Source organism: Rhizobium sp. PP-CC-3G-465 (genome assembly GCF_004343445.1).
Taxonomy (GTDB): Bacteria; Pseudomonadota; Alphaproteobacteria; order Rhizobiales; family Rhizobiaceae; genus Ferranicluibacter; species Ferranicluibacter rubi.
Genome location: NZ_SLYH01000001.1, coordinates 2468415 through 2481410, shown reverse-complemented (window position 1 = coordinate 2481410; position 12996 = coordinate 2468415). Strand labels below are relative to the sequence as shown.

Sequence of the window (12996 nt, the reverse complement as noted above, 5' to 3'; positions counted from 1 at the left end):
AGTCCGACGATATAGATGATATTGTTCATGACGGGTTCCCTTGTTTGACATGTAACGAACGCGTGATTCCGGGTTTCGTTCCATTTTGCACGCTCCGGCGGCAGGAGGCGAGCCGCATCCCCGTTCGTTGCCGCAACGATGCATTCGTTGCCGCGAACACGCGTGAGGGTGCCGGAGCATGTCGTTAACGCCCCCTTAAATCGCCGCATTTACAGTTCACCGCACCCTGCGACGGCTTGGGCGGCTTGCCGGCCGCCTTTCCTTCAGCGCACACACGGAGCGGTCACATCCCGGTATGGCAGGCAAATCGCGTTCACGTCCCCGTATCGATCCGTCCTTTTCGAGCGGTGACGACGAGGGATTCCGTGTCGATGCGAGTGACCGCGTGAGCGGACGACCAACGGCTTCCAAATCCTCCGGCTCCAAACCCGTGAAGTCGAAGAGCAGCGGCAAGCCCGCGCGCCGGTCCCTGAAGGGGCGCGGCGGCAGGCGGGGCAGCGGTGGTGGCGGCCTGTTCGGCTTCATCAGGTCCTTCGTGTACTGGTGCATCGTCGCCGGCATCTGGGGCGGCATGGGGGTCGGCGGGCTCGTGCTCTATTACGGCTCGCGCATGCCGAACGCGACCAGCTGGACCATTCCGGAGCGTCCGCCGAACGTGAAGATCCTGGCGGTCAACGGCGACACGCTGGCCAATCGCGGGGCGACCGGCGGCGAGGCGATCGCGCTCGAGGATATGTCGCCCTTCATTCCCCAGGCGGTCCTCGCCATCGAGGATCGGCGCTTCTATTCGCATTTCGGCGTCGATCCGCTGGGTCTGGCGCGCGCCATGATCACCAACGTCACCACGGGCCGCATGGTGCAGGGCGGCTCCACGCTGACGCAGCAGCTGGCGAAGAACCTGTTTCTGTCGCCCGAGCGAACGCTGGAGCGCAAGGTGCAGGAAGTGCTGCTCGCCTTCTGGCTGGAGCAGAAATATTCCAAGGACCAGATCCTTGCGATGTATCTCAACCGCGTCTTCTTCGGCTCGAATGCCTACGGCGTCGAGGCTGCCTCGCAGCGTTATTTCAACAAATCGGCGCGTGACGTGAACCTCGGCGAGGCCGCCCTTCTCGCCGGCCTCCTGAAGGCGCCGTCGCGCCTGTCGCCGGCGCGCGATCCGAAGGCGGCCGAGGAGCGGGCGCAGGTGGTGCTGGGCGCCATGCGCGAAGAGGGGCTGATCACCGACGACGAGGTGAAGACCGCGATGTCGCAGCCGCCGACCAAGGCGAAGAGCTTCTGGTCCGGCGCGCAATATTATGCCGCCGATCTGGTCATGGACCAGCTTCCCGGTCTCGTCGGTGCCGTCAAGCAGGATCTGGTCGTGGAAACCACGCTCGATCTCGATCTCGAAGCCAAGGCCGAAAAGACCCTCTCCGACATGCTGAAGGAGAGCGGCGCGAAATCGCGCGCATCGCAGGCAGCACTCGTGTCCGTGGATGCGACGGGCGCCATCCGGGCGCTGGTCGGCGGGCGGGACTATGCCGAAAGCCAGTTCGACCGTGCGGTCAAGGCCAAGCGCCAGCCGGGCTCGGCCTTCAAGCCCTTCGTCTATGCCGCCGCCATGGAGATCGGCCGCACGCCCATGTCGATCCGCAACGACGCGCCGGTGCGCATCGGCAAGTGGACGCCGGAGAATTACGATCAGAAATATCGCGGCGAGGTGTCGCTTGCCGATGCACTTGCCAATTCGCTGAATACCATTGCGGCCCAGCTCGTCATGGAGGTCGGTCCGGCGCAGGTGGCAAAGCTCGCCCATCGTCTCGGCATCGAATCGGAGCTGCAGGCGAATGCCTCCATTGCGCTGGGGACCTCAGAGGTCAGCCTGCTAGAGCTCACGTCTGCCTATGCTCCCTTCATGAACGGCGGCTTCAAGGCGACGCCGCACATCGTCAAGCGGGTGATGACGGCGGAGGGCAAGGTTCTCTACGAGAACACCTACGACAACCCGCCGCGCGTGCTCGATCCCGAGATCGTCTCGGAAATGAACCAGATGATGGTGGGCGTGGTGGAGCGCGGCACGGGCAAGAACGCCAAGCTCAAGGGCTGGCAGGCCGCCGGCAAGTCCGGCACCACCCAGTCCTTCCGCGACGCACTGTTCGTCGGCTTCACCAACAACCTGACGACCGGCGTCTGGTTCGGCAACGACGACGGTACCTCGATGAAGAAGGTAACGGGCGGAGGTTTGCCGGCGAAGGCCTGGCATACCTATATGACCGAAGCGCACGAAGGCCTGACGCCCTCGCCGATTTTCGGCACCAAGGGCATACAGCCGTCCTTCGACGATCCCGGCATCCAGCGCACCATCGGCGACGTCATCTCCGGAGCTTTCGGCGAGAAGCCGACGGACGTCTACCCGGATGCGCCGGTGGCCGATGCCGAAATGCCGCCGTCCGACATACCCCGGGGGCAGGGCGGCTCGGTGGATGCCGCGGAAGGCGGTCTGGTGCCGCCGGCCGATGTCGGGCAGACCACCAGCGGGACACCGCAGACGCGCCGTACGACCCTGTTCGATATCCTGACCGGGGGTTGACGGCGTCGCGGATGCATGCGGTTCGGAAAAGCGGTCTAAACTCTTTCGTCTCCGCATTTCTTTTCACCGTCTTCAGGGCTTGCGACGCCTTGCACAGCAAAAAACCCGTCCTTATATACGCCGCACGTCCAAGGCTTCCGGGCCTCGGCACCAAACGATGAAGAGCATCCCTAGGGGCTGTCGCACGAATGCCTGACCGGGTTCAGACAGTCCGCTGCAAGGAGAGAACGACATGGCAAAAGTAATCGGTATCGATCTGGGAACGACCAACTCCTGCGTCGCCGTCATGGACGGCAAGGACGCGAAGGTCATCGAAAATGCGGAAGGCGCGCGCACGACGCCGTCCATGGTCGCCTTCTCGGATGATGGCGAACGCCTCGTCGGCCAGCCGGCCAAGCGTCAGGCCGTCACCAATCCGGAAAACACCCTCTTCGCCGTGAAGCGCCTCATCGGCCGCCGCTACGAAGACCCGACCGTGACCAAGGACAAGGCCCTCGTGCCGTTCGAGATCGTCAAGGGCGACAATGGCGACGCCTGGGTCAAGGCCGGTGGCAAGAACCAGTCCCCGTCGCAGGTCTCGGCCATGATCCTTCAGAAGATGAAGGAAACCGCTGAATCCTACCTCGGCGAAAAGGTCACGCAGGCCGTCATCACCGTTCCCGCCTACTTCAACGACGCCCAGCGTCAGGCCACCAAGGATGCAGGCCGCATCGCCGGTCTCGACGTGCTGCGTATCATCAACGAGCCGACGGCAGCAGCGCTCGCCTACGGCCTCGACAAGACCGAAGGCAAGACGATCGCCGTCTACGACCTTGGCGGCGGCACGTTCGACGTCTCGGTTCTGGAAATCGGCGACGGCGTCTTCGAAGTGAAGTCGACCAATGGCGACACCTTCCTCGGTGGTGAAGACTTCGACATGCGTCTCGTCGAATATCTCGCCGGCGAATTCAAGAAGGACCAGGGCATCGACCTGAAGAACGACAAGCTCGCTCTGCAGCGCCTCAAGGAAGCGGCCGAAAAGGCCAAGATCGAACTGTCCTCGTCGCAGCAGACGGAAATCAACCTGCCCTTCATCACGGCAGACGCTTCCGGCCCGAAGCACCTGACGCTGAAGCTGACCCGTGCGAAGTTCGAAGCGCTGGTGGACGATCTCGTCCAGCGCACGATCGCGCCCTGCAAGGCAGCGCTCAAGGATGCCGGCGTATCGGCGTCCGAGATCGACGAAGTCGTGCTCGTCGGCGGCATGAGCCGCATGCCGAAGGTGCAGGAAGTCGTCAAGCAGCTGTTCGGCAAGGAGCCGCACAAGGGCGTCAACCCGGATGAAGTCGTCGCTCTCGGCGCCGCCATCCAGGCCGGCGTTCTCCAGGGCGACGTCAAGGACGTCCTGCTCCTCGACGTGACCCCGCTGTCGCTCGGCATCGAAACGCTCGGTGGCGTCTTCACCCGTCTGATCGAACGCAACACGACGATCCCGACGAAGAAGAGCCAGACCTTCTCGACGGCGGAAGACAGCCAGTCGGCCGTGACCATCCGCGTCAGCCAGGGCGAGCGCGAAATGGCCCAGGACAACAAGCTGCTCGGCCAGTTCGACCTCGTCGGCATTCCCCCGGCACCGCGCGGCATCCCGCAGATCGAAGTCACCTTCGACATCGATGCCAACGGGATCGTTAACGTCTCGGCCAAGGACAAGGGCACCGGCAAGGAGCACCAGATCCGCATCCAGGCATCGGGTGGTCTGTCCGACGCCGACATCGAGAAGATGGTCAAGGATGCCGAGGCCAATGCCGAGAACGACAAGAAGCGTCGTGACGGCGTCGAGGCGAAGAACCAGGCCGAAAGCCTGATCCACTCGTCCGAGAAGTCGCTGAAGGAATATGGCGACAAGGTCACCGAAGCCGACCGCACCGCCATCTCCGACGCGATCGCCGCGCTGAAGACGTCGGTCGAGGCTTCCGAGCCGGACGCCGAGGACATCAAGGCGAAGACCCAGACGCTTCTGGAAGCCTCCATGAAGCTTGGTCAGGCGATGTATGAGTCGCAGCAGACGGATGCGGCCCATTCGGATGCCGCAGCGGACGCTGCTCGCGACAACGTCGTCGATGCCGACTACGAAGACGTCAGCGACGAAGACGACCGCAAGAAGTCCGCGTAAGGCATCAAGGCCTCATGCCACGAGACCTCACTCCATAAGACAGGGCCCGGAGCGAACGTTCCGGGCCTTTTTCGTAAGAGTCTAAAGTCTATGCAGGCATGGATCTTGCCTTCATTTCGTCGAAAAAGCCGGAACCGGCGCAGATTCGCTATGGTATCGGACGACAGGATTTCCTAAATCCTTGTCAAGGGCATTCGGCGATACGAAATCTGGCTCAATGAAATCTGGCGACGACCGACGGCCGGTCCTGTCGCCGCGGTTCAACGGGATACGCGCGACCACATGAAACGTGATCTTTACGAAACACTCGGTGTTGCAAAGACGGCCGACGAGAAGGAGCTGAAAAGCGCTTTCCGCAAGCTGGCGATGAAATACCACCCGGACAAGAACCCGGGCGATGCGGAATCCGAAAAGACCTTCAAGGAAATCAACCAGGCCTATGAGACGCTGAAGGACCCGCAGAAGCGGGCAGCCTACGACCGTTACGGCCACGCCGCCTTCGAGCAGGGCGGCATGGGCGGCGGTGGCGGTGCCGGCATGGGCGGTGGTGCTGCGGGCTTCTCGGATATCTTCGAGGATATTTTCGGCGAGATGATGGGCGGCGGACGCCAGCGCCAGCGCTCGTCCGGCGGCCGCGAACGCGGCGCCGATCTCCGCTACAACATGGAGATCACGCTGGAGGAGGCCTATGCCGGCAAGACCGCGCAGATCTGCGTCCCCACCTCGATCACCTGCGACGTCTGTTCCGGCTCGGGCGCCAAGCCCGGAACGAAGCCGACGACCTGCGGCACCTGCCAGGGCTCTGGCCGCGTGCGCGCCGCGCAAGGCTTCTTCTCGATCGAGCGGACCTGCCCGACCTGCCAGGGCCGAGGCACCATCATTCCCGATCCCTGCACCAAGTGCCACGGCCAGGGCCGCGTCACCGAAGAGCGTTCGCTGTCGGTCAACATCCCCGCCGGCATCGAGGACGGCACCCGCATCCGCCTGTCGGGCGAGGGCGAGGCCGGTCTTCGCGGCGGTCCCTCGGGCGATCTCTACATCTTCCTCTCGGTCAAGCCGCATGAGTTCTATCAGCGTGACGGCGCGGATCTCTATTGCAGCGTGCCGATCTCGATGACGACGGCGACGCTCGGCGGCAAGTTCGACGTGCAGACGCTCGACGGCACAAAGTCGCGCGTCACCGTTCCCGAGGGCACGCAGGCCGGCAAGCAGTTCCGCCTGAAGGGCAAGGGCATGCCGGTGCTGCGCTCGACGCAGGTGGGCGACCTCTACATCCAGATCGGCATCGAAACGCCGCAGAAGCTGACAAAGCGCCAGCGCGAGCTGCTCGAGGAATTCGCCGAGATCTCGTCGAAGGACAACAACCCCGAATCCGCCGGCTTCTTCGCCCGGATGAAGGAGTTCTTCGAGGGCTGATTCGGACGGACACGCATCGACGAGGCCGGAAGCAGGAATGTTTCCGGCCTTTTTCATGAGGACGGACGTCATTGCCATGGCTTCGATCCGCCCCATCTCTTGGAGCCTGACGAAGACGATCGGTCCGTTTCAAGAGAGGATGCCCGCCATGACCTATGCGCTCTATTACTGGGACGGACTTCCCGGTCGCGGCGAGTTCGTGCGGCTGGCGCTGGAGCAGGCGGGGGCCGACTATATCGACGTTGCCCGCCGGCAAGACGGCACCGACCGGATGCTGGAGATCATGGAGGACGATCGTACGGACGCGCCGTTTGCGCCGCCGTTCCTGAAAGACGGCGACCTGATCGTCTCGCAGACCGCCAATATCCTCTTCTATCTCGGACCCCGCCTCGGCCTTGCGCCGGAAAGCGAGGGCGAGCGTCATCGCCTGAATGGTTTGCAGATGACGATCGCCGACATGGTGGCCGAGGCGCACGACACGCATCACCCGGTGGCGACCGGCCTCTATTACGAGGACCAGAAGCCGGAGGCGAGGCGCCGCGCCGCCGATTTCCGCAAGGCGCGCATCCCGAAATTTCTCGGCTACTTCGAGCGCATGCTGTCCGCCAATCCGGCAGGGCCGCAGCATGTCATCGGCAATGCGCTCTCTTACGGCGACCTGTCGCTGCATCATCTGCTGGAAGGCCTGCACTATGCCTTCCCGAAAGCCATGACGGCCTATGGCGCCCGCTGGCCGCATCTCGATGCGCTGCGCGCCCATGTGGCAAGCCTGCCGAACATCGCCGCCTACCGCGCCTCCGACCGTCGTATCCCTTTCAACGAATCCTGCATCTTCCGCCACTATCCCGAGCTCGACGGCATCGAGACCGGTGACGAGGAATGAGCAAACCGATGGTGCCAGCCACGGTGCCAGTCACGGTGTCAGCCACGATGCTTGTCAGACATCGCAAGAGGGCTTAGAGCCGGTCGGCATGCCGCAAAAAGTCTCCCTGTCCCGTCTGAAGCTCGGCGATTTCCGCAATTACGCGGTGCTTTCGCTCGATCTCGACGCACGCCATGTCGTGCTGACGGGCGAGAACGGCGCGGGCAAGACCAATCTCATGGAAGCCGTCTCCTTCCTGTCGCCGGGGCGGGGCCTGCGCCGCGCGGCCTATGCCGACGTGCCGCGGGTGGGCGCGGATGCGGGCTTCTCGATCTTTGCCGCCATTGAGGGCATGCAGGGGGATGTCGAGATCGGCACGGGAACCTTCGGCACCGAGGAAGGGCAGGCGCGCCGCCTGCGCCTCAACGGCACCAATGCCAAGGCGATCGACGAGCTTCTCGACCATCTGCGCGTGCTCTGGCTGACGCCCGCCATGGACGGGCTGTTCACCGGGGCTTCGGGAGATCGACGGCGCTTCCTCGACCGGCTTGTCCTCTCGCTCGATCCGGACCACGGACGACGGGCGACCGATTTCGAGCGCGCCATGCGCAGCCGCAACAAGCTTTTGTCGGAGCACGGGGCCGATCCGGTTTGGCTGACCGGGCTGGAGCGCCAGCTGGCCGAACTCGGCATCGCCATGGCGCTCGCCCGCAACGAGATGCTCGGCCTGCTGGCAGCCCTCATCGACCGCAGCCCGGATGACGGGACGTTTCCGAAGGCGGATCTCGCTCTGTCCGGCTTCCTCGACGGCGAGTGGCACCGCCCGGCCTTCGATCTGGAGGAAGATTATCTGGAGCGTCTGCGCACCGGCCGCTGGCGCGACGGAGCCGCAGGGCGCACGCTCGAAGGCCCGCACCGGAGCGATCTTCTCATTCGCCATCGGGCCAAGAACATCGAAGCCGAGCGCTGCTCGACGGGCGAGCAGAAGGCGCTGCTCGTCGGCCTCGTGCTGGCGCATGCAAGGCTCGTGGCCGACCTCACCGGGCACGCACCGGTGCTGCTGCTGGATGAAATCGCCGCGCATCTCGATGCCGGCCGCCGCGCGGCGCTGTTCGATATCGTCGACGATCTCGGCGGGCAGGCCTTCATGACCGGCACCGATCGCGCCATGTTTTCAGCGCTGGGCGACCGCGCGCAGTTCTTGACGGTTGCCAACGGGCAGGTTTTCGAGTGAGTGTCGGGGCATGGCCGAAGCACTGACACCGCAAGAGATCGACCGTTATTCCCGCCACATCCTGCTGCCGGAAATCGGCGGGCAGGGGCAGCAGGCGCTGAAGGCGGCCCGTGTGCTGGTGGTCGGCGCGGGCGGCCTCGGCGCGCCGGTCATCCTCTATCTCGCCGCCGCCGGCATCGGCACGCTCGGCATCGTCGATGACGATGTGGTGTCGCTTTCCAACCTCCAGCGGCAGGTGGTCCACCAGACCGCCGCCATCGGCACGAGCAAGGTGGACAGCGCGCGGGACACGGTGGCCCGGCTGAACCCGCACGTGACCGTTCGCCCGCTGCCGTTCCGGCTGACGCCCGACACCGTTTCCGAGACGCTCGCCGGCTACGATATCGTGGTCGATGGCTCCGACAATTTCGACACGCGCTATCTCCTAGCCGAAACGGCCGAGACCCTGCGCATCCCCCTCGTCACCGGCGCGGTCGGCCGTTTCGACGGGTCGCTGACGGTCCTCATGCCGTGGACATCATACGCGGCGGGCAGGCCCGCGCCGCGCTACCGCGATCTCTTTCCCGAGCCGCCACCACCCGGCACGGTGCCCTCCTGCGCGCAAGCCGGCATCGTCGGCGCACTGACCGGCGTCATCGGCACGCTGCAGGCCATGGAGGTGGTCAAGCTGGTGACGGGCGCCGGAGACCCCCTGGTTGGCCGCCTGCTGCTCTACGACGCGCTGGCAGCCCGTTTCGAAACCATCCGCTACAAGCGCCGCCGGGCGGATCTTTGAGCGCGCTCTGCCTTCGCGTCCATGGTACTGCGCATGATGGCAGAGGTGTGCAAGATGGCCGAAGCAGAACGTCTTTCCATTTGACGTTATGGGAGGAGATTCAAAAGGACTCGTCCATGGCAAGGCCGTCGGTGATGTCGTCCTCGACGATCGGTGTGAGCTGAAGCATCCGGCCATGTCGAACGGCTATGATGTTAACAACGCCGTCTTCGCGTATGTAATCGAAAAGATAGGTATCGACGACGAGGGTCAGCCCGCCACGGATCTGAAGTCCGTGCGTGACGTTTCCGGCTTCGTCGAACGTCCTCAAAACATCTCTCGCACGCCGGACGGTCTCTGAGAAACGCTGAGCGGCCTGTATGTTGCGGCGACGAAGATAGCCAACCTCGTTCCTGACGAAGGTCGCGGCCTCCCTCGAAACCTTGACTCGCGTCATGCCGCCTGGCCAGCGACGATCTTATCCAAATCGGCGATGAGATCGTCGATGTCCTCGAATTCGCCAGCCGCAATCTGGTCCCGTCCCCGAATTCCAGACAGGACATCCGCCCCCTCATTGAGGAGATACGTCTTCAGGGCGCGGACGATGATGTAACTTCTCGAACGGTCCGTTGCTTCCGCGATGGCCTCGATGCTTGCGAGGATATCCGAGGGCACGCGGAGAGTGACGGATTCCGATCCTTGCGACTTGGTCATAGGGCGTCTCCCGCTTCACAAAACGTAAGACAGTGTAAGACATTTCGATCCGGCGTCAACGTGCTTGACGCATGTCGGGAGCGTGCAGCCACTTGATCGACGCCGTGGCGTAAACCCCAAATGACGGCTCAATTACGCCCCGGCAGCACCCGGTCCGGCGGGCGGTGGCCGTCGAAGAAGGTGCGGATGTTGATGATGACCTTTTCGCCCATGTCGACACGGCTTTCGAGCGTCGCCGAGCCCATGTGCGGCAGCAGCACGACCTTGCCTTCGGAGGCGAGCTTCACGAGTTTGGGGTTGATGGCCGGCTCGTTCTCGTAGACGTCGAGCCCGGCACCGGCGATGCGGCCCTCGCGCAGGCACTTGATGAGCGCGGTCTCGTCCACGATGCCGCCGCGGGCGGTGTTGACGAGGTAGCTCGTCGGCTGCATAAGCTGCAGACGGCGGGCCGAGAGAAGGTGGTAGGTCGCGGGCGTCGAGGGGCAGTTGACCGACACGAAATCGACGCGGGCGAGCATCTGGTCGAGGCTGTCCCAGTAGGTCGCTTCCAGCGATGCCTCGGTCTCCGCGCTGACGCGGTGCCGGTTGTGATAGTGGATGGAGAGACCGAAGGCCTTGGCGCGGCGGGCGACGGCGGTGCCGATGCGGCCCATGCCGACGATGCCGATGCGCTTGCCGGAAATCCGCCGTCCGAGCATCCAGTTGGGCGACCAGCCGGCCCAGTCGTGGCGGCGGTCGGCGAGAATGGCAGCACCTTCCACGAGCCGCCGGGGCACGGCGAGAATGAGCGCCAGCGTCATGTCGGCCGTGTCCTCGGTGAGCACGGCAGGCGTGTTCGTCACCGTGATGCCGCGGCGCGCGGCGGCGTCCACGTCGATATTGTCGACGCCGTTGGAAAAGCTCGCGATCAGCTTGAGCCGTGGTCCCGCCTGCTCGATCAGGCCAGCGTCGATCCGGTCGGTGACGGTGGGCACCAGCACGTCGGCATGGGCCATGGCGGCGGCCAGCTCGTCATGGCTGCGCGGGGTGTCGTCGATGTTGAGTTCCGCATCGAAGAGCTCGCGCATGCGGGTCTCGACGATGTCGGGCAGCTTGCGGGTGATGTAGACCGTCGGCTTCTGTCTCTGCGTCATCGTCAAATCTCTCCCCCGATCCGCGCCAGGCGGACCATCGCGTTGACGGCTTCTTAACCAAGATGATGGATCGTATCCCAGAGCGTTATCTAGCAGAGACGCACGGGAAGACCAACACAGCCTGCCCTCGAAGCGACCGGGATGACCGGAGGTTCTCGATACCGTGCAGGCTTGACGTCTCGGAGCGACCTTCGCGCGTCATTACCGACGCGCGGCGCTTCGGCCTCCGGGCGCTCCGCTGACGATGCGCACCTTGTTCGACCGGTTCGGAAAACGGATTTCGCCATGCGCCAGTTCCATCTCAGTGTGATCGCGCAGTTCAGTGTGAATGCGAGGCGTGGCCTCATGGCCGCGCTCCTTGCGGCCTTCACCATATCCGGTGTCGCCGACCCGGCATGGGCGCAGGCGGCCAAGGGGGCGAGCGGCCTGCCGCTGCCGCGTTTCGTCAGCCTGAAATCGAAGAGCGTCAACCTGCGCGTCGGCCCGAGCGTCGATTATGCCGTCTCGTGGCGCTACCTGAAAACCGGCGTGCCGGTCGAGATCATCCAGGAATACGACAACTGGCGGCGCGTGCGCGATGCCGACGGCACCGAAGGCTGGGTCAATCAGGCGCTTCTTTCCGGCGCCCGCACGGCGCTTGCCGCCCCGTGGATGCGCGGCAAGGGGCAGGGCGTGCTGGTCAACATGCGCCGCGAGCCGCAATCGAACGCCAACATCGTCGCCCGCATCGAGCCGGGCGTGATGCTGCACATCGGCCAGTGCACCGGCGAATGGTGCAAGGCCGAAGCGCAAGGGGCGGAAGGCTGGATCGTCCAGACCGAGATCTGGGGCGCCTACCCCGGCGAGGCGTTCAAGTAATACGGTTTCCGGCTGATCGCGTTCCGCGAACAGGAAACAAGAACCATCGAAAATCTCTGGCCGGAATACGGTTTCCGGTCTGATCAACCGGAAGCCGTATCACCCGCCGGAGTGTTCTCAACCGCTACAGCAGGCCCGCTTTGGCGGCCGCGTCCTTCAGCGACAGCATCGGGCGGGGGCCGATCTGCTCGATCACGATGCCGGCGGCAAGGCTCCCGAGCTTGCCGCAGATGTCGAGCGGCTTGCCCGCGGTGTAGCCGAACAGGAAGCCCGCGGCATAGAGATCGCCGGCACCCGTCGTATCCACGACGCGCGAGACCTTGGTCGCCTCGATCTTGATCCGCTCCTCGCCCCGCACAATGATCGAGCCTTCCTCGCTCATCGTCACCGCCGCCAGGCGGCAGTCCCGCGAGAGCCGGCTCAGCGCGTCGGAGAAATCCTCCGTCTCGTAGAGCGCCAGCGCCTCGGCCCGGTTGGCGAACACGATATCCACCGTGCCGCTCGTCATCAGCTCCAGGAATTCGGCGCGGTAACGGTTGACGCAAAAACTGTCGGACAGGGTCATGGAGACCTCCCGGCCGTTCGCATGCGCGATGCGCGCCGCGTCGCGGATGGCTTCCTTGGCGCGCGGCGGATCCCAGAGATAGCCCTCGAAATAGGTGACGGCGGCATTGGCGACGACATCCGGTTCGACGTCTTCCGGGCCGAGCTCGACGCAGGCGCCGAGATAGGTGTTCATGGAGCGCTCGCCATCCTCGGTCACGAAGATCATCGAGCGTGCCGTCGGCGGAAAGGTGTCGAGCGGCTGCGTGCGGAAATGCACGCCCTGCGCCTGGATGTCGTGGGTGAAGATCTCGCCCAGCTGGTCGTTGGCGATCTTGCCGAAATAGGCAGCCTTGCCGCCAAGGCTCGCAATGCCGGCTGCCGTATTGCCGGCGCTGCCGCCGGAGGCTTCGAGCGCCGGGCCCATGCGCGAATAGAGAAGCTCGGCGCGCTCGGCATCGATGAGGTTCATCGCGCTCTTGATGATGCCGTTGTCGGTCAGAAACCGCTCTTCGCAGCGTGCGATAATATCGACAATGGCATTGCCGATCGTGAGGACGTCGAATGTGGTCATGAACCCCGCCTGGAAAAACTCTGTGGCCGGGGTTCGGTCTTACGCGAATTCTCGCGCTTTGGAAGATCTTATCGGCCTTCGCTGTCGCATGCGCGGTGCTTTCCGCGTGCAAATGCCGCGTTGCGGACGGTAGGGCAGGCGTGGCATATCGATCGCTTGCCTCCCGCGGGATGCCACCTTTGGGTCG

Annotated in this window: 11 protein-coding genes; 7 read left to right on the top strand and 4 right to left on the bottom strand. The window is 64.2% G+C overall.

The annotated features are described in order from the left end of the window. Nucleotides 1-295 precede the first annotated feature (295 nt). From C8J33_RS11800 to moeB, 6 genes are all read left to right on the top strand, one after another. Entirely contained in the window at nt 296-2569 is a 2274-nt protein-coding gene (locus C8J33_RS11800; protein ID WP_132664316.1) for a transglycosylase domain-containing protein, read from the top strand. 232 nt (nt 2570-2801) lie between these two features. Beyond that, entirely contained in the window at nt 2802-4721 is a 1920-nt protein-coding gene (dnaK, locus tag C8J33_RS11795; RefSeq protein ID WP_110727603.1) for a molecular chaperone DnaK, read from the top strand. A gap of 282 nt (nt 4722-5003) precedes the next feature. Next, nucleotides 5004-6137, top strand: coding sequence for a molecular chaperone DnaJ (gene dnaJ / locus C8J33_RS11790; RefSeq protein ID WP_132664315.1), 1134 nt, complete (start codon nt 5004-5006; stop codon nt 6135-6137). A 148-nt stretch (nt 6138-6285) separates the two neighbouring features. Next, nucleotides 6286-7020 carry a glutathione S-transferase gene (locus C8J33_RS11785; RefSeq protein ID WP_132664314.1) on the top strand — a complete coding sequence of 245 codons (735 nt, stop codon included), beginning with the start codon at nt 6286-6288 and terminating at the stop codon, nt 7018-7020. Nucleotides 7021-7108: 88 nt separating this feature from the next. Next, nucleotides 7109-8233 carry a DNA replication/repair protein RecF gene (gene recF / locus C8J33_RS11780; RefSeq protein ID WP_110733200.1) on the top strand — a complete coding sequence of 375 codons (1125 nt, stop codon included), beginning with the start codon at nt 7109-7111 and terminating at the stop codon, nt 8231-8233. Between the two features lie 10 nt (nt 8234-8243). Continuing rightward, nucleotides 8244-9008, top strand: a complete 765-nt coding sequence (moeB, locus tag C8J33_RS11775; RefSeq protein WP_132664313.1) for a molybdopterin-synthase adenylyltransferase MoeB — start codon at nt 8244-8246, stop codon at nt 9006-9008. A 100-nt stretch (nt 9009-9108) separates the two neighbouring features. Here the strand turns inward: moeB and C8J33_RS11770 are convergent, their stop codons facing one another. From C8J33_RS11770 to C8J33_RS11760, 3 genes are all read right to left on the bottom strand, one after another. Then, nucleotides 9109-9444, bottom strand: a complete 336-nt coding sequence (locus C8J33_RS11770) for a type II toxin-antitoxin system RelE/ParE family toxin (protein ID WP_132664312.1) — start codon at nt 9442-9444, stop codon at nt 9109-9111. Beyond that, entirely contained in the window at nt 9441-9701 is a 261-nt protein-coding gene (locus C8J33_RS11765; protein ID WP_110800461.1) for a CopG family ribbon-helix-helix protein, read from the bottom strand. Before C8J33_RS11765 ends, C8J33_RS11770 begins: the two co-directional genes overlap by 4 nt. 128 nt (nt 9702-9829) lie before the next feature. Beyond that, nucleotides 9830-10834, bottom strand: a complete 1005-nt coding sequence (locus C8J33_RS11760) for a 2-hydroxyacid dehydrogenase (RefSeq protein WP_132664311.1) — start codon at nt 10832-10834, stop codon at nt 9830-9832. A 345-nt stretch (nt 10835-11179) separates the two neighbouring features. Here C8J33_RS11760 and C8J33_RS11755 point away from each other — a divergent pair, with 345 nt between their 5' ends. Beyond that, entirely contained in the window at nt 11180-11692 is a 513-nt protein-coding gene (locus C8J33_RS11755; protein ID WP_245507159.1) for an SH3 domain-containing protein, read from the top strand. A 124-nt stretch (nt 11693-11816) separates the two neighbouring features. Here C8J33_RS11755 and C8J33_RS11750 read toward each other — a convergent pair whose 3' ends face one another. Next, entirely contained in the window at nt 11817-12809 is a 993-nt protein-coding gene (locus tag C8J33_RS11750) for an adenosine kinase (protein ID WP_110727594.1), read from the bottom strand. Between the last annotated feature and the right edge of the window lie 187 nt (nt 12810-12996).